The organism is Streptomyces varsoviensis, assembly GCF_000718635.1.
GTDB lineage: Bacteria > Actinomycetota > Actinomycetes > Streptomycetales > Streptomycetaceae > Streptomyces > Streptomyces varsoviensis.
In genome coordinates this window covers 21,270-42,571 of record NZ_JOBF01000028.1, presented here as the reverse complement: position 1 = coordinate 42,571, position 21,302 = coordinate 21,270, and the positions used below count along the sequence as shown (strand labels likewise).

Annotated in this window: 18 protein-coding genes; 5 read left to right on the top strand and 13 right to left on the bottom strand. The window is 73.5% G+C overall.

What is annotated here, in order from left to right:
- Positions 1-66: 66 nt before the first annotated feature.
- The 6 genes from IF55_RS30640 to IF55_RS30615 form a co-directional block, all read right to left on the bottom strand.
- The gene (locus IF55_RS30640) at positions 67-951 is read right to left on the bottom strand and encodes an SCO6745 family protein (RefSeq protein WP_030891519.1); all 885 of its coding nucleotides are present in this window, start codon (positions 949-951) and stop codon (positions 67-69) included.
- Positions 952-983: 32 nt separating this feature from the next.
- Entirely contained in the window at positions 984-1,532 is a 549-nt protein-coding gene (locus IF55_RS30635; RefSeq protein WP_030891522.1) for a YbhB/YbcL family Raf kinase inhibitor-like protein, read from the bottom strand.
- 233 nt (positions 1,533-1,765) lie between these two features.
- Positions 1,766-2,755 carry a malate dehydrogenase gene (locus IF55_RS30630; RefSeq protein ID WP_030891525.1) on the bottom strand — a complete coding sequence of 330 codons (990 nt, stop codon included), beginning with the start codon at positions 2,753-2,755 and terminating at the stop codon, positions 1,766-1,768.
- A 441-nt stretch (positions 2,756-3,196) separates the two neighbouring features.
- Positions 3,197-4,702: a helix-turn-helix domain-containing protein gene (locus IF55_RS37805; protein ID WP_078645552.1), complete on the bottom strand. Its 1,506-nt coding sequence runs from the start codon at positions 4,700-4,702 to the stop codon at positions 3,197-3,199.
- A gap of 256 nt (positions 4,703-4,958) precedes the next feature.
- Positions 4,959-5,987 (bottom strand): helix-turn-helix domain-containing protein, encoded by a 1,029-nt coding sequence (locus IF55_RS30620; RefSeq protein WP_037967096.1) that lies wholly within the window; start codon positions 5,985-5,987, stop codon positions 4,959-4,961.
- A 308-nt stretch (positions 5,988-6,295) separates the two neighbouring features.
- On the bottom strand, positions 6,296-7,135 hold the full coding sequence (locus IF55_RS30615; RefSeq protein WP_030891534.1) for a peptidoglycan-binding protein: 840 nt from the start codon (positions 7,133-7,135) through the stop codon (positions 6,296-6,298).
- 356 nt (positions 7,136-7,491) lie between these two features.
- Between IF55_RS30615 and IF55_RS30610 the strand changes: the two genes are divergently transcribed.
- Positions 7,492-7,851, top strand: coding sequence for a hypothetical protein (locus IF55_RS30610; protein ID WP_030891537.1), 360 nt, complete (start codon positions 7,492-7,494; stop codon positions 7,849-7,851).
- 112 nt (positions 7,852-7,963) lie between these two features.
- Here IF55_RS30610 and IF55_RS30605 read toward each other — a convergent pair whose 3' ends face one another.
- Positions 7,964-8,275, bottom strand: coding sequence for a YciI family protein (locus IF55_RS30605; protein ID WP_245661526.1), 312 nt, complete (start codon positions 8,273-8,275; stop codon positions 7,964-7,966).
- Between the two features lie 114 nt (positions 8,276-8,389).
- A complete protein-coding gene (locus tag IF55_RS30600) occupies positions 8,390-8,962 on the bottom strand; it encodes a TetR/AcrR family transcriptional regulator (protein WP_030891543.1) in 573 nt (190 codons plus the stop codon).
- An 89-nt stretch (positions 8,963-9,051) separates the two neighbouring features.
- Here IF55_RS30600 and IF55_RS30595 point away from each other — a divergent pair, with 89 nt between their 5' ends.
- Positions 9,052-10,005 carry an NADP-dependent oxidoreductase gene (locus tag IF55_RS30595; RefSeq protein WP_030891546.1) on the top strand — a complete coding sequence of 318 codons (954 nt, stop codon included), beginning with the start codon at positions 9,052-9,054 and terminating at the stop codon, positions 10,003-10,005.
- A 195-nt stretch (positions 10,006-10,200) separates the two neighbouring features.
- Here IF55_RS30595 and IF55_RS30590 read toward each other — a convergent pair whose 3' ends face one another.
- Together IF55_RS30590 and IF55_RS30585 are read right to left on the bottom strand one after the other, a co-directional pair.
- Complete coding sequence (locus IF55_RS30590) at positions 10,201-10,626, bottom strand: DUF3017 domain-containing protein (RefSeq protein ID WP_030891550.1); 426 nt, start codon at positions 10,624-10,626, stop codon at positions 10,201-10,203.
- A 443-nt stretch (positions 10,627-11,069) separates the two neighbouring features.
- Positions 11,070-11,987 carry a bifunctional methylenetetrahydrofolate dehydrogenase/methenyltetrahydrofolate cyclohydrolase gene (locus IF55_RS30585; RefSeq protein WP_048832805.1) on the bottom strand — a complete coding sequence of 306 codons (918 nt, stop codon included), beginning with the start codon at positions 11,985-11,987 and terminating at the stop codon, positions 11,070-11,072.
- A 199-nt stretch (positions 11,988-12,186) separates the two neighbouring features.
- On the opposite strand from IF55_RS30585, the gene IF55_RS30580 reads away from it, so the two are divergent.
- The gene (locus IF55_RS30580) at positions 12,187-12,909 is read left to right on the top strand and encodes an FHA domain-containing protein (RefSeq protein WP_030891553.1); all 723 of its coding nucleotides are present in this window, start codon (positions 12,187-12,189) and stop codon (positions 12,907-12,909) included.
- Positions 12,906-14,486 (top strand): serine/threonine protein kinase, encoded by a 1,581-nt coding sequence (locus IF55_RS30575; RefSeq protein ID WP_030891556.1) that lies wholly within the window; start codon positions 12,906-12,908, stop codon positions 14,484-14,486. The genes IF55_RS30580 and IF55_RS30575 overlap by 4 nt, the downstream gene beginning before the upstream one ends.
- Before the next feature lie 418 nt (positions 14,487-14,904).
- Here the strand turns inward: IF55_RS30575 and purH are convergent, their stop codons facing one another.
- Together purH and purN are read right to left on the bottom strand one after the other, a co-directional pair.
- On the bottom strand, positions 14,905-16,464 hold the full coding sequence (purH, locus tag IF55_RS30570; RefSeq protein WP_030891559.1) for a bifunctional phosphoribosylaminoimidazolecarboxamide formyltransferase/IMP cyclohydrolase: 1,560 nt from the start codon (positions 16,462-16,464) through the stop codon (positions 14,905-14,907).
- A complete protein-coding gene (gene purN / locus IF55_RS30565; protein ID WP_030891564.1) occupies positions 16,461-17,084 on the bottom strand; it encodes a phosphoribosylglycinamide formyltransferase in 624 nt (207 codons plus the stop codon). The genes purH and purN overlap by 4 nt, the downstream gene beginning before the upstream one ends.
- Before the next feature lie 365 nt (positions 17,085-17,449).
- Between purN and IF55_RS30560 the strand changes: the two genes are divergently transcribed.
- A complete protein-coding gene (locus tag IF55_RS30560) occupies positions 17,450-18,250 on the top strand; it encodes a hypothetical protein (protein WP_342668358.1) in 801 nt (266 codons plus the stop codon).
- Positions 18,251-18,547: 297 nt separating this feature from the next.
- Here IF55_RS30560 and IF55_RS40945 read toward each other — a convergent pair whose 3' ends face one another.
- Positions 18,548-21,298 carry a cell division protein PerM gene (locus IF55_RS40945; RefSeq protein WP_245661528.1) on the bottom strand — a complete coding sequence of 917 codons (2,751 nt, stop codon included), beginning with the start codon at positions 21,296-21,298 and terminating at the stop codon, positions 18,548-18,550.
- Between the last annotated feature and the right edge of the window lie 4 nt (positions 21,299-21,302).

Genomic DNA, 21,302 nt, shown 5'->3' with positions numbered 1-21,302 from the left:
CAGTTGGTTTCGGCCTGAGCGCCGCGGAAGGCGTCGGGCAGTGGCCGGTTGTCAGGCGGCGTGCGGTCAGCCGCCGCCGATGGCGTCGAAGGTTCCCGCGGCGGTGAAGGCTTCGGTGATGGGGGCGATGAGGGCGGCGAGGCGGCGGGTGGATGTGGGGCCGAGGGGGGACCAGAGGGGGGCGCAGTGTTCGTCCGTCTGCGCTTCGACGCGCTCGCGGGCGGCGGTGCCGGCGGCGGTGATACGGCCGTCGGCGTCGAGCCAGCCGCGTGCGACGAGGCGTTGCGTCGCGGCGGCCCATTCCTCGTCGTTCCACTGGCGGGTCGTGCGCGCGAGGGCTATGGGGAGGCGGCCCATCGCGGTGTGCAGGACGAGGCAGTCGCACGGCCCGAGGCCGTTGTCGGCGAGTACGACGGAGTGGGCGTCGCCGCGCCACTCGCGCACCACCGTTATCTGCTGCCACAGCGCGACGAGAGGGTCGGCGGGCAGCGCGACCGAGGCGTTCGCGGCCGCCAGCACCTTGCCGGCGTAGTCGGCTCCGGCGACGACCGGGTCGAGGAGCGAGCGCGCTTCGGCGAGTTCGCCGTCCGTGAGGCGCACGCCGACGCGGCGCATGGCCCGTCCGGCGGCCCGGAAGCGGGCGTCCTGCCACCGCGCGGGCGGCGCGGCGTCCCACACGCCGTCCATGGCCCGTACGGCCCGGGGGCTGAAGTTGTAGAAGGCGGCGAGGGTGACCTGCCACGGTACGGCCCCCATCGCGGCCGACCGGAAGGCCAGGTACGCCGGCCCGCGCTCGGTCACGCCGAGAGCGGCCGCCTCCTGGGCCGTCTCGGGGGCGAGGTAGATGAACAGGTGCGCGGCGCTGATGGCCTGGCTGATCTCGCGTACGGCTTCCAGGTCCATCGAGCCCTCGCCGGCATCGGCGGACGCGGGGGTGCTGTCTTGGTGCATCGTGGTTGTTCTCCGGGGCTGGGGCAGCGCTGTCATGCGCGGGTTTCGGCGGTGGTGGTCAGCACCGCGCGGCCGAGGATGTGGCCGGCCATGGTGAAGCCGAGTACGGCCGGGGTGGCGTCGGCCGGGACGCCGATGGCGGGGACGTCGAGGGCGTGGACCACGGTGTAGTAGCGGTGCGGGCCGTGCCCGGCCGGTGGGGCGGCGCCGATGTAGCGGGCCACGCGGGCGTCGTTGGGGAGCTGGTAGGCCCCTTCGGGCAGGCCGGAACCGGTGTCGTCGCCGGCGCCCGCGGGCAGTTCGGTGACGGTGGCGGGGATGTCGGCGACCGCCCAGTGCCAGAACCCGGAGCCGGTGGGGGCGTCGGGGTCGTAGACGGTGACCGCGTAGCTCTTGGTGCCTTCCGGAGCGCCGCTCCAGGAAAGCTGGGGCGAACGGTCCTGCCCGCCGGGCGTCCCGGAGGCGCGCTGCTCGGCCGGCCAGGCCGCGCCGTCGGCGACGTTGGCGCTGGTCACGGTGAAGGACGCCGCCTCGGGGAGACGGGCGAAGGGGTCGTTGACGAAGAGGTCGTCGGCGTGCATGCGGTTGTTTCCTTCCGGACGAGGAGAGTCCTCGTCGGCTATCGGCTATCACCTGATGAATCGACCGTAGCACGAAGAATCGATTATTTGCGCAATCGTCTATTCACGTTGCTAGGTGGAGGGAAGCGAAAAAGGCTCCGCCCCGACAGGAGGTCCTGTCGGGGCGGAGCCCAATGGCGGTGCCGGCTCAGGCAGAGCCAGTCAGATGCAGAGCCGACCAGATGCAGAGCCGATCAGATGAGGCCGAGACCCTTCACGGCCTCGCGCTCCTCGACGAGTTCGGCGACGGAGGCGTCGATGCGCTGACGCGAGAAGTCGTTGATCTCCAGGCCCTGGACGATCTCGTACTTGCCGTCCTTCGTGGTGACGGGGAAGGAGGAGATGATGCCCTCCGGCACGCCGTACGAGCCGTCGGACGGGATGCCCATCGAGGTCCAGTCGCCGGCGGCGGTGCCGTTGACCCAGGTGTGGACGTGGTCGATGGCGGCGTTGGCGGCGGAGGCGGCGGAGGACGCGCCGCGCGCCTCGATGATCGCGGCGCCGCGCTTGGCGACGGTCGGGATGAACGTGTCGGCCAGCCACGCCTCGTCGTTGACGGCCTCGGCGGCGTTCTTGCCCGCGACCTCGGCGTGGAAGATGTCGGGGTACTGGGTGGCCGAGTGGTTGCCCCAGATCGTCAGCTTCTTGACGTCGGAGACCGAGACGCCGGTCTTCTTCGCGAGCTGCGTCACGGCGCGGTTGTGGTCGAGGCGCGTCATGGCGGTGAAGCGCTCGATCGGCACGTCCGGCGCGGCGGCCTGGGCGATGCGGGCGTTGGTGTTGGCCGGGTTGCCGACCACGAGGACCTTGATGTCGTCGGCGGCGTGGTCGTTGATGGCCTTGCCCTGCGGCTTGAAGATGCCGCCGTTGGCCTCCAGCAGGTCGCCGCGCTCCATGCCCTTGGTGCGCGGGCGGGCGCCTACGAGCAGGGCGATGTTCGCGCCGTCGAAGGCGACGTTCGGGTCGTCGGCGATGTCGATGCCCTGGAGCAGCGGGAAGGCACAGTCGTCGAGCTCCATGGCGGTGCCCTCGGCGGCCTTGACCGCCTGCGGGATCTCCAGCAGTCGCAGCTTGACGGGCACGTCCGCGCCGAGCAGGTGTCCCGAGGCGATGCGGAAGAGCAGGGCGTAGCCGATCTGGCCGGCCGCGCCGGTGACGGTGACGTTGACGGGAGTGCGGGTCATGGCGATCTCCTGCGCAGTGTTTGCCGGGGGCGGGTCCCCAGACCCCCAAGGCGGCGGTGGGCGTCCCTGCCCTTTTTTATCCGAGATCTCTCGTTGTCAAGAGACCCTGCGTCAGGCTATCGGACCCCGCCCAGCCCGGTACGCCGCCCCTGTGTGTGGCTGCTCACCGCCCCGAACCGGCCGCCGGGACCGCCCGCCGGGTCCGGCTGCCCGAACGGACCCCGAACCGGCCTCCGGGACCGCCCGCGTCCCAACGGGCCCCGAACCGGCCGCCCGAACGGACCCCAACCCGCCCCCCAACGGCTTCAGGCGCAGCACCAGGCGGGTACCCGCTCCAGGAGGGGGAGCGCGGGTACCCGCCCGGTGTGCGCCACACCCGTGGGGGGTTGAAGTTCCGCTTGCCCGCCGCGGCGGCCCCCATGCCACGGATTTGCCGATTCTTTACTCAACCGGGGAACCCGCAGGTGAGGCGGGTGCCGCAGTCGCCGGAGTGCACCCCTTCTCCCCCGTCGCCAGCGTCGCGCACGCCTTCACCCGGAGCGGCGCGCTCGCCGCGAGCATGGGCGTATAGGCGTCGGCGTCCCGCTCCACCTTCCCGTTCTCGGTACGGGCCGACCCCGCGTCCCCGCCAGCCGCCGCGACCTGCACGGCGTCCCCCGGCGCCGCCTGCGTGATACGGGCCCAGTACGCGCCGCACACCTTGCTGTAACGGACCTCGACGTAGGCGGAGCCGATCGTCGCGGAGGCGGGCGAGGTGGCGGACGCGCCGCCGCACCCCATGGCCTCCGGGTCCTTCCCCGTGCAGTCCTGGCCGACGCACTTCACCCCGGCCGGCGGCTTCGCCTTGCCGCTCGCGCTCGGCGAGGCGGCGGAGTCGGCCGGCTTCTTCGCATCGTCGCCGCTGTTGCCGCCCACGCCGATCAGGAGCACGGCGGCGGCGATGATGAGCAGCGTCCCGACCAGACCCGCGAGGAACATCGACACCCGGCGGCGGCGCCGCTGCGCGTCGGGGGCGGCGGGCGCCGAGCCACTGCCGTACGGGCCGCTGCCGGCCGGACCGCCCCCGGACGAGCCGCCGCCCGACGAGTCGCCGCCCGACGAGTCTCCGCCATACGAACCGCCGCCGTACGAGCCGCTGCCGTACGAGCCCCCGCCGCGCGAACCGTCCGGCGGAGCGCCCGCGCCGAAGCCGGAACCAGGGCCGGAGCCGGAACCAGAACCGAAGCCGGAACCAGAACCGGAGCCCGAGCCGGAGCCCGAGCGGGCACGGGAGTCGGAGCCAGGCCCGGTCAACGAGCCGGGAAAACTGCTCGAATCGTCCGAGTGGCCGGGGTGGGGGGTGCCGGAGCGAGGCGTGTAGCCCGAGTGGCTGGAGGGGGCAGCGGGACTGGAGGAGCTGGGAGGGGCGGAGGAGCCGGGAGAGGCGGAAGAACCAGCCAGCGCAGAAGGCCCAGCAGCCCCAGAAGGTCCAGGAGACCCAGAAGGCCCAGGAGACCCAGAAGGCCCGGCGGAGCCAGGAGTTCGTTCCGTCGCGGACGGCGGGGCGGGCGGTGGCGGCGATGCCTGACGCTTGCCGCCGTTCTTGGCCGGTTTAGGCGGTGGCGGGCCGAACTCCCCCAGCGCGGCACGGGCCTGGGCGACCCGCATCGCCTCCATCGTCACGTCGTGCCGCAGCTCCGACCGGGACCAGGCCCGCTCCGCCAGCTCCCACATCGTCCCGAGGTGGACGACGCTCGCCCCGGTCGCCTCCGCCAGCGCCTCGACGGCGCCTCGGGGCGGCAGGAGCCGCCCATTCAGATAGCGCTCCCAGGACGTTTTGCTGTAGCCCGTACGGTCCGCGATGGCGGCCAGGCTCAGCCCGCTCCGCTCCACCAGCCTGCGCAACTGGTTCGCGAACTCCCGTAATTGCGGATCGAGTTCCTCCGGAAGCGCTTTCCAACGAGGCATTGCCTCCCCCTGTCCCCCCGAACGGACTGCGGTCGTCCCCCATGGTTATCAAGCACCGGACGCCGAGCGCAGTACCGCGCCGCCCCCGCTACGGCCAGTACCGGCTACCCATGGAGATGCCCCAAGTCACCCTGTCAGTTCCCGAGTTGACGCCGAGCGGGCGCAACCGGGGTAGGAATGCGCCCCCTCCGTACGCCCCTCGCCTCCGAGCGCCGCGGCACCGCGGTCGCCGCGCGCACCACCGCCACCACCGCCGTCACCGGCCGAAACACTCCTTCGCCCCGCCCCCCGCGGGCTCCAGGCAGAGCCGGAGGTCGGACGGCGCATTGGTGGCGACCATGGGAGTTGAAAGATAATTCGATGAATCCAGCTCGTCTTGCACGACGGCGTGCTGAGTGGCGCCCTCCGCTTGCCCGGTCGCGGAGCTTGTCGCGGGGCTTGTCGCGGAGCTCGTCGCGGGGCTTCCGGACGGCCGGGCGGCGGCCGACCCGCTCCCCGCCCCTCTCCCCTCTCCGCCGGGCGCGGCGCTCCGCTCATCGCTCCCCGAGCGCCCCGCGGGCCGGCTGACCAAGGAGATCGAGATCCGGTCCCCGACCCGTGAGGACCAGATCTTGGCCCATCCCGCGCCGCACGCCTTGCTGTAGCGGATCGACACGTGCTCGCCGTTCCTGGCCCGCCAGGTGCCGACCGTGCTGGGGCTCACGCACGCCATGGCCTCCGGATTCTGGCCGGTGCACGCCGCTCCCCGGCAGCGCGCCTCCTTCTCCGGGTCGGGAAAGGCGTCGGAGTACGGGAGCGTGCTCGCGGCCGACGCGCCGCCCCGCGCCGACCCGCCCGTACCCGTTCCGCCCTCCTGCGATGTCGGCCACGCGGCGACGGCCGCGAAGCCGAGCACACCGCAGGCCGCCGCCCCCAGGAGCAGGCGCGCCAGCGGGCGTCGACGGCGGGTGGCGGGCGGCTCGGCCTCCGTGGCCGCCGGCCGCCGCGGGCCGGGATCGGCCCGCGCCGCACCCGCCGCGGGTTCCGCGCGCGCGGCCCGGCCGCTCCACTCCAGGTCCGCCAGTTCCCACAGCGCGACCGTGCGCCCCAAGGGCTCGCCCGCCAGCCGACACAGCGCCTCCACGGCCTGCCGGGGCGGGAGCTTCTTCCCGTTGAGATACCGCTCCCACGAGGAACGGCTGTACGCCGTCTTCGCCGCGAGCCCCGCCAGGCTCAGCCCCGTACGCTCCTTGAGCCGCCGCAGGGACTCCGCGAGCCGCGCGCATTCCGGGGCAGCGCCGGGCACGGCGCCGACGCCACCGCCCTTGCCCCCGCCCTCGTCCGTACGAACGCCGGGTCCCGTACGCCCGTCAGATCCCGTACGTACGCCGGGCCCCGTACGGGCGTCGGCCCCCGTACGGCCACCGGGCCCCGTACGCGCGTCGGACCCCGTGCGTACACCAGGCCCCGTACGTACGCCAGGTCCCGTACGCGCGCCAGGCCCCGTACCCACGTCGGAACCCATACGCCCGCCCGCACCCGTACCCTTGCCCGCTCCCGACCCCACTCCCGATCCTGACCCCACTCCCGACCCCGGCCCCCGCTCCGGCCCGGTCATCGGCGCAGCACCGGCCAGGTGTCCGGGCCCACCTTGCCGTCGGTCACGACGCCGCCCTTCTTCTGGGCGCGCTTGACGGCTCGTTCGGTCATGTTGCCGAACCTCCCGTCGACCTTGCCGAGTTCGTAACCGGCGTGCTTGAGCAGGCACTGCGCCTCGGCGACCTCCGGCCCGACCATGCCGAGCTGGATGATGGCGACGCTGGTCCGGCTGTTGCCCGCGTACAGCCGGCCGTCCTGGCGCTTCACGTCGCACTCGTAGTGCGGGGCATCGTCCGTGACGGTGGGAGCGGGGCTGTCCTTCGCGTGCGAACTCCCGCCGCTCGACCAGGGTTCGGTGACGACGAGCACGACGGCGAGTACGGCCGCGAGGGCGACCCCGGCGGCGACCAGCAGCCCGGCCCGGCGGCGGCGAGGCTCGGCGGGGCCGCCCGCGGACGGGCCCGAGACCAGGCCCGGGGCCTGGTCGGATCCGTCGCCCGCACCCGCAGCCGGACCCGTGCCCGCGTCCCCCGCCCCCACTTCGGATGCCGATGCCGATGCCGGGCCGGAGGCCGTCGCCGTGTCCGGCCGTCCCCATGCCTCCTCCGCCAGTTCGTGCAGGACCAGCAGCCGCGTCGGGTCGGTCTCCGCGATCTGTGCCAGCTCCACCACCGCCTGCCGTGGCGGAAGCTTTTTCCCGTTGAGGTAGCGCTCCCACGAGGAGCTGCTGTACGCGGTGCGCGCCGCTAACGCCTCCAGGCTCAGCCCGCTGTGGTCCTTCAATCTCCGCATCTGCACGACGAGTTGCCGAACCCGTTGGTCGAGCGGTTCCGGCAGTTTCTTCCAACGCGACATGTCCACCCCATCCGCGTCCTGTTGTCCCCCGAGGCGTCACGGCCTCCCTCAGAGCCATGATGGGCCGATTTCCGGTGGCGGTCCCCGGTAATTCACCATCTTCGTCGACGTCTTCACGGCCCCCTCCCGCGCACCGATCACCCCCTCCCGGCCCGCCCGCCGTGCCGGCGCGTCCCAACACATCCCACGATCATCCGCATCCCAGCAGGTCAGAGCGGGGCCCGTCCCAGGGTCTCCCCAACTACTCGATCTTTCTGGCGGGTTCGGCGGCCCCCCGAGCAACCTGTGGTTCAGCACCAACGGGCGGCGCGGTCCACCCCGCGCCGCCCGCCATCCACTGGGAAGGAACCCGAACCGTGAACATACGGAAGACTTTCGCCCTCGCCGCCGCGACCGCCGCCCTCGGCACCGGTCTGGCCGTCGCCCCTGCGGCGCACGCCGCCCCGGCAGCCGACTCCTGCACCAACAACTGGTCCATCAAGGACGGCCGTGGCTATGCCAACGGCAAGTGGTGCAACAACGACACCAAGGTGAAGGGGACCGTCCACGACACCAAGTCCGACGGCCGCTGCCCGTTCGTCCGGGGCCGCCTGAACCGCGGCGGTCACGTCGACAGTGATTGGGCCGGCCCGAAGGGGGACTCCTCGCCGGTCAGGCTCTCCGCGCCGCGCGGACAGCACTTCACCTCCGTCTCCATGCAGTCCATCAAGTGCTGACCACTCGCTAGGCGGCCGGGGGGCTGAAACAAACGGCGGCGGTCCCTCCTCTCACGGGGGAGAGGAGGGGCCGCCGCTATGTGCGGTGCCCCGCGGCGGCCCGGACGAGCGATCAGAGACCCGGTGCGAGGACATCGGCCAGGGCGGGGTGGGCCCGGCCCGGGGCGATGGTGGTGACGGTGTACTCCGCGACGCCGCTCGTGACGAAGGGGTCCTCGGCGGTGATCCGCTCGATCGCGTCGCGGTCGACGCCGTGGGCGATGATCGCGCCGCCTTCCGAGGTGGGGACGGTCTGGCCGGAGACCAGGAAGGTCCCGGCGGCATGGTGCCGCTCAAGGTAGGCGACGTGACCGGCGATGTAGGGGGCGACCTCGTCTTCGGCCCCGGTGTAGCGGAGGCGGAGCAGGTGGAGCAGGTGGAGCACGGTGCCCTCCATCGCGTTCTGGAGCGAACTCGGCGGACTCAGCGGAGCCTCGGCGGAATCAGCGGAGCCTCGGCGGAATCAGCGGACTCGGCGGAATCAGCGGACTCGGCGGAATCAGCGGACCCTCGGCGCCGGCGGCGCGAGCGCTTCACGCAGTTCGGCGGTGGCCTGGGCGACGAGGTCGGGGAAGGCCGCGTCCGGGTCGGCCAGCCAGCGGGAGGTGGCGCGCCGGGTGATCGCCATCGCCACGTCGATGATGAATCGTGCTGCGCCGGGCTCGACGCCGCGGTGCTCAAGCGCTCGTGCCAGCGCGTCGGCGATGTCGGCGAGCTTGATCAGATCGCGCTCGGCCAGCGCCGGGCTGGCGGCGATCACCTTGACGCGGCGCAGCAGGAACTCGCGCGAGCGAAAGACCTCGTCGGCGGTGCCCAGCGCGGTCAGCAGCGCCTCGATCGGCGTGAGGCCCGGGTCGGCCGCCTCGACCTGGGCGACGAGATGGGCCTCCAGCTCGGAGCCGGCGAAGAGGACTTCCCGCTTGTCGGGGAAGTAGCGGTAGAAGGAGCGCTCGGTCAGGCCCGCGGCACGCGCGATCTGCGCGACCGAGGTGCGCTCGAACCCCTGCGTCTCGAAGAGCTCAAGCGCCGCGCGCTCCAGCCGGCCCTGTGCGTCTGACTCCCATCTCGGCATACCGGCCAGCATATGACAGCAGACGCTGTCGTCGCGGTGTTATGGTCGATGACAACAGATGCTGTCATCAGATCACTCAAGAGGTCGCCATGAAGGCTCTCCAGTTCGACCGGTTCGGATCCCCGGACGTGATCGTGGTCCGCGAGGTCCCGAAGCCGGAGCCGGGGCCCGGCCAGATCCGCGTCGCTGTACGGGCCTGCGGCCTGACGCCCGGCGACTGGGCGCTGGTCGACGGCCTCTTCGCCGATCAGTTGCCGCCCCTGCCGCGCGGGCTCGGCACCGAGGTCGCGGGCGTCGTCGACGCGCTCGGCGAGGGCGTCACCGGCGTCGGGGTCGGCGATCGCGTGTTCGGCCCGGCGCCCCTCGACGGCCCGACGGCCGGCGCCGCCGAGTACGCGCTGATGACGGCCTGGGCGCACACGCCCGAGGGGGTCACCGCCGAGCAGGCCGCCGCGCTGCCGATGGCGGCCGAGACGGCGTGGCACGCGCTCGACGATCTCGGCGTCCAGCCGGGCGAGTCGCTGCTCGTCCACGGCGCGGGCTCCACCGTGGGCGAGGCGGCGGTGCGCCTGGCGCTGCACCGGGGTGTCCGGGTGATCGCCACCGCCGGGCCGGCCCGGGCCGCCGCCCTCGAAAAGATCGGCGCCCGGGTGACCGGCTACGGCGACGGCATGGCCGAACGCGTCGGCGCGCTGGCCGCGGGCCGCGTCGACCGCGCCCTGGACGCGGCCCCGACCGGCGGCCGGATCGACCGCGCCGACCAGGCCAGCCCGGCCGGCGGCGCGCTGCCGACCCTGATCGGCCTGACCGGGGACCCCGACCGCGTCCTCACCATCTCGGACTTCGCCGCGGCGGCCGAGCTGGGCACCCGGATCACCCAGATCGAGATGCGCTACGACCGGATGACCGAGTTCGCCCGGCTGGCCGGCGAAGGCGTCCTGGCCGTATCGGTCGCCCGCACCTATCCGCTCGACCAGATCCACGACGCGGCCAAGCTCAGCCAGTCCCGCCGGCCCGGCGGCAAGCTCGTGCTCGTCCTCTGATCACCTTGCCGGCCTGATCAGGCAAGACGTACTACGCCGAGGAGCGGGGGGACCGGACATCCCCCCGCCACGTCCACATTGCCGGTGCACAGCCCTGACTCCTCGGCGCGCATCTCCTCGGCGCACACGCGCAACGGGTCCGCCACAGCAGTGCGGGGCCGCCCGGGATGCCGGGCGGCCCCGCTGGCGCGTCGGTCACTTCACCGTGAAGTGGAGCAGGTCCTCCAGGAACGGGATCTTCAGCCACGGATGCGGCTGCGCCATCATCGCCAGCAGCACGATGGCGGCGCCGAGCGCCCCGTAGATCACGATGTCGGTGAAGCGCGACCGTACGGCCAGCATGCCGACGGACGGCAGCGCCCAGCGCAGGGCCGCGCCCGCGATCAGGGCCAGCCCGATGATGATCGTCCCCGCCCGGAAGGCGTCGAACGACACGATCAGGAGCCCGAGGCCCGTGCCGCCGAGCACGGAGAGCAGCGGCCACTGCCGCGCCGGGGCGGGAGCGTCCCCGCCGGCGGCCCGCCCGCCGCCCTCGGGCCGGGCGGTGTCCCGCGTCAGGGAGGGGAAGCGCCGCGTGAGGCGCGCGACGCGGGTCGAGCCCAGCCGGGGCCCGGCCTTCACCGGCCGGTCCGCGGGCTCCGCGCCCGCCCCGGCCTCGCCGGAAACGGCGCTTCCCGAAGTCGCGCTTCCCGAAGTCGCGCCAGTCGCTGACGCGCCTGCCACCGACGAACTTCCCGAAGCCGCGGGGGGCTCCGCTGCCTCGGGGGCGGCCCCTGTTCCCTCAGGAGCCTCGGCCGCAGCCGCCTCCGGGCCCTTCCCCGCCCCCGAATGGGTCTCAGCGCCCATGACCAGCCGTCCTCTCACAAGCGGTACCGCCGGCCGCCGCCGCGGTCCGGGTTTCGACGAACGCGACCCCAGGTCGTACGAACGCGACCCCAGGTCGTACGAGCCTGACCCCGGGCCGTACGAGAGCGGCCCCTGGCCGTACGAGAGCGAGCGCGCCGATGCCGGCAGGGGTACGAGCACTGGCGGACGACACGGGGACAGCCCTTCCCACTCGGCGCTCAGCCCGCGGCGGCGGCGTCGGCCGCTTCTCCGGCGCCGGTACCGGCCGCGTCAGCGGCCTCGGCCTCGGCGGCGAGTTCGGCGGCCTCGACCACGTTGACCAGGAGCTGCGCCCGCGTCATGGGGCCGACGCCGCCCGGGTTCGGGGAGAGCCAGCCGGCCACCTCGGCCACGCCCGGGTGCACATCCCCGACGATCTTGCCGTTCTCGTCCCGGCTGACGCCCACGTCGAGCACGGCCGCGCCCGGCTTCACGTCCTCCGGCTTGATGATGTGCGGCACGCCCGCCGCGGCCACGATGATGTCGGCCTGCCGGAGCTGCGCGGCCAGGTCGCGGGTGCCGGTGTGGCACTGCGTGACCGTGGCGTTCTCGGACTTCCGCGTCAGCAGCAGCGGGATGGAGCGGCCGACGGTGATGCCGCGGCCGACCACGACCACGTGCGCGCCGTTGATCTCCACGCCGTGGTGGCGGAGGAGCTGGATGATGCCGTACGGGGTGCACGGCAGCGGGCCGCGCTCGTTCAGCACCAGCCGGCCGAGGCTGACGGGGTGCAGCCCGTCGGCGTCCTTGGCCGGGTCCATCAGCTCCAGGACGCGGTTGGTGTCGATGCCCTTGGGGAGCGGCAACTGGACGATGTAGCCGGTGCAGTCGGGGTTGTCGTTGAGCTCCCGTACGACCGCCTCGATCTCCTCCTGCGTGGCGGTGTCGGGCAGCTCGCGCTGGATGGAGCCGATGCCGACCTGGGCGCAGTCGCGGTGCTTTCCGGCGACGTACCACTTGCTGCCGGGGTCGTCGCCGACGAGGAGAGTGCCCAGGCCGGGCGTGATGCCCTTGGCCTTCAGCGCCTCCACGCGGACGGCGAGTTCGGATTTGATCGCGGATGCGGTGGCCTTGCCATCGAGAATCTGGGCGGTCATGGGGCCATCCTCGCGGATGGGGCGCCGCTCGTTCCAATCAGGTCCCCGGCCGCGGCGGCGTCGCCGGGCGGCCACGCCGGCCGGTTGCCGGAGTCGACGCTTCCCCGTGCCTCTGTGTGCCGGTCCGTTGCGGAGCGCTACATTCCGTACGTAGCCTGAACGCGGTCGATTCTGGTCGATCCTGGGGGAGGAACCCTAAGTGTTCAGCGTCATCGTCGTACCCGCCGATTGTCGTGGTCCGGACGGGCAGTTCCGCCTGGAACCCGGTCAGAGCCTGCGCTTCGGCCGTCAAGGGCCGGGCCTCGCCATCGCACACCCCGGAGTCTCCCGCTCCGCGGGACAGATCACCGCCACCGCGACCTTCTGGACGCTGACCAATCTCAGCCGCCACCAGACGTACGTGGTGGAGAACCCCGAGGGCGCCGGCGAGCACATCAAGATCGCGCCCGGCCGCGTCGACGCGCCCGTACCGTTCGAGTTCTCGCGGCTGGTGATACCGGCCGGCGACGAGCTGCTGGGCTTCGACGTCTGGGCGCCGCGCCACGACTACCTCGACGACCACGAGGCCGACACCGGCGAGCCGACCGCGCTCTCCTTCCCGCTCGACCGCTCCAAACGCTACTTCCTGGTCCTGGCCGCGCTCTGCGAGCCGCGCCTGCGCGGCGAACCGCACGCGCCGCTGCCCACCGTTGAGCAGGTCATAGACCGGCTGCGCCCCATCTGGCCGGCCATCAGCCGCACCTCCGTGCAGTGGAACATCGACTACCTCGCGGTGAAGCTGCGGCTCAAACCACCCCCCGAAGTCGCCCTGTCCGGCGGCAGGTTGAACGGCAAGAAGGAGTCTCTCGTCTCGCTCGCGCTACGCTTCGACCTCGTACGGGAAGACGAACTCGACATCATCGACAAGGGGCCGCAGCCGTGAGTGAAGAGGGGCCACGGCCCTTCACCGTTCAAGTCAGCCGCGGCTACCGGGTCGGCCGCTGGGAGGTGCGCGAACCGCTCGCCACGGGCGCGTTCGGCAGCGTGTACGAGGCCCGGCGCGTCGGGCCGCCCGAACCGGGCGACCCCGACGACCTGCCCGAGCGCGCGGCGCTCAAATTCCTCCCCACGGGCACCCGCACGCCCCGCCAGCTCCGCCACCTCAAGGACCTCGCCCATCGCGAGCTGACCCTGCACCGCAAGCTCAGCCGCCCGCGCCTGATCCGCATGTACGAGGCCGTCACGGTCGACGACCCCGGCAACCCGGCGCTCGACGGCGCCACCGTGCTCGTACTCGAACGCGCCGAGGGCTCCCTCGACCAGCTCGTCGAGCGCTCCGCGCCCGGCCCCGTCCCCGGCGCCCCCGCCCTCCTCGCCCAGATCTGCGAGGGGCTCACCCAGCTCCACCACGCGGGCTGGGTGCACGGCGACCTCAAACCCGCCAACGTCCTGCTGATGCCCGACGGCGGCGTCCGGCTCGGCGACTTCAACCTCGCCGCCGAGATGGAGGGCACCCACGCCTACTCCCCCGCCTTCTCCACCCCCGACTACACGCCGCCCGAGCTGCTGTGGTCCGAGGTCGGCGAGCGCGGTCAGCTCATCCGCCCCACCGCCGACATCTGGGCCTTCGGCACCGTCGCCCACCTGCTGCTCACCGGCGCCCTCCCGCTCCCCGGCGCGAGCCGTGCCGCCCGCCGCGAAACGCTGCTGCGGTACGCGCGCGGCGACGAGGAGCTGCGCCTGTCCCCCGAACTCCCCGACGCCTGGCGCGAGATCATCGCCGACTGCCTCTCCCGTACGCACGAGGAGCGCGCCGAGCACAGCGGTACGGCCCTGCTGCGGCGGGTGGAGGCGGCGGCCGGCACGGAGCCCGCGCCCAAACTCCCCCGGCTGCGCCCGCGCCGCAAACCCGGCAAGATCCTCTCGACGGCGCTCGCCGCGGTCGTCGTCGCCTCCATCGGCTACGGCGTCAGCACCCTGACCGACACCGGCTCCGGCGACGCCGGCAAGGGCAAGCGGGTCGACCCGGCCTCGTACGGCGCGAGCGAACTCCGTACGGACAAGGGCATTCCGGTCGAGTACCGCAAGCTGATCGTGGACTCCGCCCATGACTGCTCCGAATCCGCCGTCACCCCGGCGCTGATCGCCGCGCTCCTCAAGGTCGAGAGCAACTTCGACCCGAACCTCTCCGACCCCGCGAAGGACGAGTACGGGATCGCCCGCTGGACCCCGCGCGTCCTGCGCTACTACCTGCCGGACGCGCAGCGCCCCAAGACCGGCAACCCGCGCCCGCCGTTCCCGCCGGACGTCTCGATCCCCGCCGTCGGCCGCTACCTCTGCGCCATCGCACCCCAGCTGTGGACCACCCTTCCCGGCGACCGCCGCGTGCTCGTCGCCGCCGCCTACCTCACGTCGTTCGCGAAGGTGAACAACGCCGGCGGCGTCCCGCCCAAGCAGCGTCCGATCACGGACCGGCTCGCGCGCTATCTGAAGGAGTACACCCCCGCGGCGAGTTCGTGACCCTGAGAAGTGTGAGGTTCCCGCTGTCGCCACCCTGAGAGGTGCGAGGTATGCGGAAGCCCGGGCGAGGGGCCACAGTAGAGCCATCGCCTGCTGAACGGGGGAAGCAGACGACCAAGGCGGACGCCCCCAGGCCACAACGGGGGAGCCTGGGGCCGTCCGGCCGACAGCACGAAACCGCACGAAACAGAAGCGCGGCCGCTGCCCACGTGGATGGGGGCAGCGGCCGCTCTCTTCTCCACCAACTGCCATCAACGGGCAGCCGGATCAAGCCCGTCCGACGCTTGAGGACAAAGCCGGTCCGGCGCCTGAGGACACGTCCCGGCCCAATCAGCCCGTCCGGCGCTTGAGGACACGGCGTTTGAGGACACAGCCCGCCCGGCGCTTGAGGGCCTGGCGGGCCGCAGCCCACCCACCGTCAGTGGAAGAAGTGCCGCGTACCGGTCAGGTACATCGTCACCCCGGCGGCCTTGGCCGCGGCCACCACCGCCTCATCCCGCACCGACCCGCCCGGCTGCACCACAGCCTTCACACCGGCCTCAAGCAGCACCTCCAGCCCATCCGGGAATGGGAAAAAGGCATCGGAGGCGGCGTACGAGCCCCGCGCCCGCTCCTCCCCCGCCCGCTGCACCGCCAGCTTGGCGGAGTCGACGCGGTTGACCTGCCCCATGCCGACGCCCACCGTGGCCCCGCCCCGCGCCAGCAGAATGGCGTTGGACTTCACGGCGCGCGAGGCGCGCCACGCGAAGGCCAGCTCCGCCAGCTCGTCGGCGGCCAGCGCCTCGCCGGCCGCCAGCGTCCAGTTGGCCGGGTCGTCCCCGTCGGCCTGGAGGACGTCCTTGACCTGGGCCAGCCCGCCGCCGTCGATCGGCTTGAACTCGCCCCGCGCCTGCGGCGCGCCGGGGCAGCGCAGCACCCGGATGTTCTTCTTGCGGGCCAGCACCTCGACCGCGCCGTCCTCGTAGTCGGGCGCGACGATGACCTCGGTGAAGATCTCCGCGACCTGCTCGGCCAGCTCCACCGACACCGGCCGGTTGACGGCGATCACGCCGCCGAAGGCGGAGAGCGAGTCGCAGGCGTGCGCCTTGCGGTGCGCCTCGGCGACGTCCGAACCGATCGCGATGCCGCACGGGTTGGCGTGCTTGATGATCGCGACGCACGGCTCGGCGTGGTCGTACGCGGCCCGGCGCGCGGCGTCGGTGTCCGTGTAGTTGTTGTACGACATCTCCTTGCCGTGCAACTGCTCGGCCTCGGCCAGGCCCCCGCGGCGGCCGGTGTAGAGGGCGGCGCCCTGGTGCGGGTTCTCGCCGTAGCGCAGGACGTGCTTGCGCTCGTACGCGGCGCCGATGAACTCCGGGAAGTCCCCGCCGTCACCGGCGTACTCGCCCGCGAACCAGCCCGCGACGGCCACGTCGTACGCGGCGGTGTGCCGGAACGCCTCGGCGGCCAGCCGCTTGCGGGCGTCGAGGTCGAACCCGCCGTCCGCGGCGGCCGCCAGGACATCGGCGTAACGGTCGGGGCTGACGACGACCGCGACGGACGGGTGGTTCTTGGCGGCGGCGCGGACCATCGACGGGCCGCCGATGTCGATCTGCTCCACGCACTCGTCGGCGGAGGCGCCGGAGGCGACGGTCTCGCTGAACGGGTAGAGGTTGACGACCACCAGCTCGAAGGGGTCCACACCCAGTTCGGCGAGTTGCGCGCGGTGGTCGTCGAGCCGCTGGTCGGCGAGGATGCCGGCGTGCACGCGGGGGTGCAGGGTCTTCACGCGCCCGTCGAGGCACTCGGGGAAGCCGGTCAGCTCCTCCACCTTGGTCACCGGCACGCCGGCGGCGGCGATCCGCCCGGCGGTCGAGCCGGTGGAGACGAGCTGGACGCCCGCCGCGTGCAGGCCCTGGGCCAGCTCCTCAAGCCCCGTCTTGTCGTAGACGCTGATGAGAGCGCGGCGGATGGGCCGCTTCGTACCTTCGGCGGTCACGGGATCAGTACCTTTCTTCCCTCGATGCGATAGCCGTCGCGCGCGAGGCGCCGCACGACATCGACGAGCAGCGTGCGCTCGACTTCCTTGATCCGCTCGTGCAGGGCGGATTCATCGTCCTCGTCCCGCACCTCGACCACGCCCTGGGCGATGATCGGGCCGGTGTCGACGCCGTCGTCGACGAAGTGGACCGTGCAGCCGGTCACCCTCACGCCGTACGCGAGCGCGTCGCGTACGCCATGGGTGCCCGGAAAACTGGGCAGCAAGGCGGGGTGCGTATTGATCAGCCGCCCCCCGAAGCGGGCCAGGAACTCCTTGCCCACGATCTTCATGAACCCCGCGGAGACCACCAGGTCCGGCTCGTACGCGGCCGTCGCCTCGGCCAGCGCGCGGTCCCACTCCTCGCGCCGGGCGTGGTCCTGGACCCGGCAGACGAACGTCGGCAGCCCGGCGCGCTCGGCGCGCTCCAGCCCCGCGATGCCGGTCCGGTCGGCGCCCACGGCCACGATCCGGGCCCGGTAGCCGTCCGGGTCGGCGGCGATGGCATCGAGGAGGGCCTGCAGGTTCGTACCGGAGCCGGAGACGAGCACGACGATGCGGGCGGGGGGTGGGGAGGCCACGGCGGGACCCTTTCTGGCGACAGACCCGGGCTCGCGGGCGGTGCGAGTTTGTATGGTCGTACGAATGCCCGGCGCCCTCGGAACCGGGGAACTCTACGAAGCCGCCGACCGTCAGCAACGATACCGGCACACCGAACGGCCCCCACGGGACGGGGGCCGACGCGGGAGGTAGCGTCTGGACACAGCGCATCCATGGCCGGGTTCCGGGCACGACTCATGAAGTGGCACGACACTTGGTGGGAGACCAGCCGGAAGACGACACAAGGGGAAGACACACTCCACATGCCGGACCGACGCCGCACCGCGGCTCACCGCCGCCTGTTGCCCGCCGCATCGACCGGAGGGCGGCGATGAGGCACGCCCGCATGTCGGAGCGGAAGTCGTCGTCGTCCTCGCCCCAGGACGACAACCCCTTCGCACCGCCGCCGGAGGGAAGCGCGGACCAGCCGTGGCAGCCCCGCCGCACGCCTGCCTCGTCCGAGGGCTCGTCGGCGGAAGGCTCGTCCCCGGAAGGCTCCGGCAGCTCAGAGGACTCCGGCGAAGGGGGCGAAGAGGGCCGGGACGGGCAGCGGGAGCAGCCGCCGGCGTGGGGCAGCCAGTGGAGCAGCCGCCAGCCGGGCCGCCAGGGCGGCGGTTTCGGCGGCAGCCCGCAGCAGCGGCCGGGCGGGGGCCCGGAGGGCTCGGGAGGCCCGGGCAACCAGGGCGGCCCGGGCGGCGGGCCCGGCGGCCTGCGCTGGGACCCCACCGACCCGGCGCAGCGGCGCGCGCGGTACTCGCTGCTCGCCGGCATGTGGGCCTTCTTCTTCGCTCTGTTCAGCATTCCGCAGGTGGCGCTGTTGCTGGGCGCGCTGTCGGTCTACTGGGCGATCAGCTCCCTCCGCGCGAAGCCGAAGTCGCCGGCCGGCGACCCCGACGCTCCCCGGCCTGCCGCCGAGCGTCCGGGCACCGCCCCCGCCCCCACCCGCAAGCCGCAGACGGCCCCCGCGATCAGCGGCCTGGTCGCGGGCGCGGTAGCCCTGGCCATCGTCGCCGCCACCTTCGCCTTCCAGGCCGTCTACAGCGACTACTACACCTGCGTCGACGACGCCCTCACCCAAACCTCCCGCCACTCCTGCGAAGACCTCCTCCCCAAGCAACTCCGTCCTCTGCTGAGCACGCAGAACTGAGGGGTGTGGGGGCGGGCCCTGCGAGCTGGGCGCGCGGGGTCGGTGGCTCAGGCGGCCTCAGTGCGCAGGGTTAGCGGCTCGTACGGCCTGAGCGCGGGCTTCGGAGGTACGAGCCGAGGGCGCAGGTCCCGGGCCCGAACACCCCGGAGCGCGTAGGGCTGGTACGGCCCCAGTGCGCGGGACCCGGGCTCGTACAAGCGCGGCGCTTAGCCTCGCGAGGGTACGGGCCGGGCTCGTACAGCCGTCTGGGGTTTCGTACGGGGCGGGTCGTGTACGGGTGGGGCGTCTACGGGCGGGTCAGTCGGGGTCGTCTGGGGTGGTGGGGGCGAGTGGTTCGAAGTCCGGCATCAGGCCGCCGCCGGAGGTCTTGAGCGCTGCCCAACGGGTCTGGCGGGCCGCGGTCGCGTGCCAGGAACCCTCCGGGGGCCGACCCACGGGCGGGGGGCTCCAGGTCGTATGCGGGGTGAGCTGCCAGCGTTCGGAAGAGCCGTGTTCGTGGTCGTGGTCGGGGCGCGGGTGGCGCTCGCGCCACCACTGGGCGACCTCGGCGGCGCGGGTGGCGGCAGCGGCCGGCCGGCGGTGCCGGGCGCGCGTGGCCGCGCCCCGCTTCGCGTCGGCCGGCACGGCCGGGCCGTGCCCGCTCCAGGAGCGCCGTACCCCGGCCCAGCCCCCGACGCGAGCCCGCCGCGGCCGCTGCCGCTGCCGACCCGCGGCCTCGGTGCCGGGCGAGGAGTCGCCCGGCGGCGCGCCGACCGACGGGGGAACGGTCGGCGGTGGGGGCGGGGTGGCGGTCGGAGACGAGTGGTCCGAGGGCCTGCCCGAGGGAGGCGCGTCGGCCGGCGGCCGAGCGTTCGACGGCGGCAGGCTGTCCGCTGGCGGCAGGTCGGCCGAGGTCATGTGGGCCGGGAGTGGGCCGGCAGGGGGCGGGCCGGCCGGGAACGGGGCGACGGGCGATGGGCCCGCGGAGGAGGTGCCCGCCGGGGACGGACCGGCCAGGGGCGGGCCCACCAAGGGCGGCACGGTCGGCGGTGGGGCGGCCGGAGCTGGAGAGTCCGGGGACGGGACGCCCGGGGGCGAGGTGGCTGGAGCCGAGCCGCCCGAGAAGTTGCCGACCTGCGGCTGGGCCACCGGGGACGGGGCGGCCGGAGATGGGTCGGCCGGAGGTGGGTCGGCCGGCGACGGAGTGATCGGGGATGGGGTGGCCGGGGACGGGACAACCGGCGACGAACTGCCCGAGGAGGTCTCCACCCGAGGCAGGGCAGCCGGAGCCGGGGCAACCGGGGGCAAGCTGCCCGAGGAGGTTTCCACCCGGGGCGGGGCCGCCGGGGGCGAACTGACCGGAGGCGGAGCCACCGGAGGCGGAGCCGCTACGGACGGGGCGGGAGCCCGTTCGGCAAGGAGTGCGTCGGTGGGCGGGGGCTCGTACGGGGTGCGGGGGGCTCGCCGGGCGGCCACCGCTCCCTCCACCGTAACGAGCCAATCGGTGAGCCGCCGGGTGAGCCGCAGGCGGAGCCGTCCGACGAGCCCCCGGGGGCACCGGCCCGCCGCCCCCCTCCGGGCCCTGGCGGCGGCCGACGCCGCGCGGCGCGCTCGCCACCAGCGGAATACGAGCGCGAACGGGGGTGCGATCGTCACTGTCCACGCGGTGGCGAACGGCCCGGTGAGCAGCCAGTCGGGGCCGAAGCGGGCCAGGGAGCCATCGCCCAGCGGGCCGGACGCGGCGGCGGTGAGGAAGGCCACCGCGATGCCGCAGGCGACGGCAGCGAGGGCCGCCGTGAGAGCGGTGTCCCACCAGGGCCAAGCCGCCTCGGTGGCTGGTTCCGGCGCTCCTTTCCCGCCACCGGAACGCGGCGGCGACGGCGGAAGCGGGCGCGGCAGCGACTCCCCCGCCACGAACCACGCGATCGCCAGCCCCGCGGCCACGGGAATCGCCCCCGCCACGACACACGTCAGCGTCGCCGCCTCGCCTTCGCCCGGCAGGGCGGCGAGGAGCGGGAAGCGCGGCAAGGAGGGGTAGCCGGAGGCGGCTTGCGTGCTCACCGCGCTGGTCGCGCCGATCGTGAACCCGGGGCCAAGCCCGTACGCGGCGCCCCAGACGGCGGCGTTCGGCAGCAGCGCCAGGCTGACCAGCAGGATCGCGAGCTGCCCGGACGCCACGTCCGCGAGCTGCCCGAACGATTCCCGCGCGGCGCCGGCGTGCCCGATCAGGGAGACCGCGACGAGCAGGGCGCCGCCGCCGAGCAGGACGGCGGTGGCGGCGGCCCCGGCCCGTAGTACGGGGCCGAAGCGCACACGGTCGAGGGCGGTGCGGAGCGCTGGGCTGTGGTACAGGCGGGCGAGCACGGCCCGCGGCCGCGGCGGGGCGTAGGCCGCCACGAGGCCGACGAGCAGGGGGAACGGGTTGCCGAGCCGGTACGCGGCCCGCCACGCGCCGGCCGCGACGGCGGCCCCGGCCACGAGCGGCAGGTGGAACAGCGCCGAGAGCGGCGAGACGTGCAGGGCGCCGTAGCAGGAGTACAGGATCGCGCCCAGGCCGACGAGGAGGTAGCCGCCGAGCAGGGCCCCGGCGGCGAACCGCTGCTGCTCGACGACGAACCCCGGCTGTTCAGCGGCGTGATCAATTTCGGCGGTGCCGGCGGTGTCGTCACAGTCGTCACTGCCGTCACAGCCGTCGCCGTTGTACGTGTCGTATGTATCGTATGTGTCGTACATTCCGTACGCGTCGCCCTCGGCCTCGCCTGCGAGCGCGTCCTCGCGCCCGCCGAGCAGGTGCGAGGACGCACGGTAGAGCAGCCAGCACGGCAGGGCCGCCAGGAGCAGCGGCGTGAGCCCGATGGGGGCGGGCACGCCGGACAGCGTTCTGGTCCGTACGAGGTCTGCGCCGTGCGCGAGAAGCCACAGGTCGGCGGCGTGGTGGAGGGCGGTGCCGGGGCCGCCGCCGGGGTAGGGCGAGGAGATCCACAGCAGGAGTACGACCACGGCGAGCACGCCGAGCCCGAGGCAGGCCGCGACGGCTCCGCCGAAGGCGAGTTCACCGGGCGAGGACATGGGA

What these genes read in the sequence shown, in the direction of transcription:
- IF55_RS30560 (WP_342668358.1), top strand. Translation starts at nt 17,450, where the DNA reads ATGTCGGAGCGGAAGTCGTCGTCGTCCTCGCCCCAGGACGACAACCCC.
- IF55_RS37805 (WP_078645552.1), bottom strand. Translation starts at nt 4,702, where the DNA reads ATGCCTCGTTGGAAAGCGCTTCCGGAGGAACTCGATCCGCAATTACGG.
- IF55_RS30585 (WP_048832805.1), bottom strand. Translation starts at nt 11,987, where the DNA reads ATGACCGCCCAGATTCTCGATGGCAAGGCCACCGCATCCGCGATCAAA.
- IF55_RS30630 (WP_030891525.1), bottom strand. Translation starts at nt 2,755, where the DNA reads ATGACCCGCACTCCCGTCAACGTCACCGTCACCGGCGCGGCCGGCCAG.
- IF55_RS40945 (WP_245661528.1), bottom strand. Translation starts at nt 21,298, where the DNA reads ATGTCCTCGCCCGGTGAACTCGCCTTCGGCGGAGCCGTCGCGGCCTGC.
- IF55_RS30600 (WP_030891543.1), bottom strand. Translation starts at nt 8,962, where the DNA reads ATGCCGAGATGGGAGTCAGACGCACAGGGCCGGCTGGAGCGCGCGGCG.
- IF55_RS30640 (WP_030891519.1), bottom strand. Translation starts at nt 951, where the DNA reads ATGCACCAAGACAGCACCCCCGCGTCCGCCGATGCCGGCGAGGGCTCG.
- IF55_RS30635 (WP_030891522.1), bottom strand. Translation starts at nt 1,532, where the DNA reads ATGCACGCCGACGACCTCTTCGTCAACGACCCCTTCGCCCGTCTCCCC.
- IF55_RS30595 (WP_030891546.1), top strand. Translation starts at nt 9,052, where the DNA reads ATGAAGGCTCTCCAGTTCGACCGGTTCGGATCCCCGGACGTGATCGTG.
- IF55_RS30615 (WP_030891534.1), bottom strand. Translation starts at nt 7,135, where the DNA reads ATGTCGCGTTGGAAGAAACTGCCGGAACCGCTCGACCAACGGGTTCGG.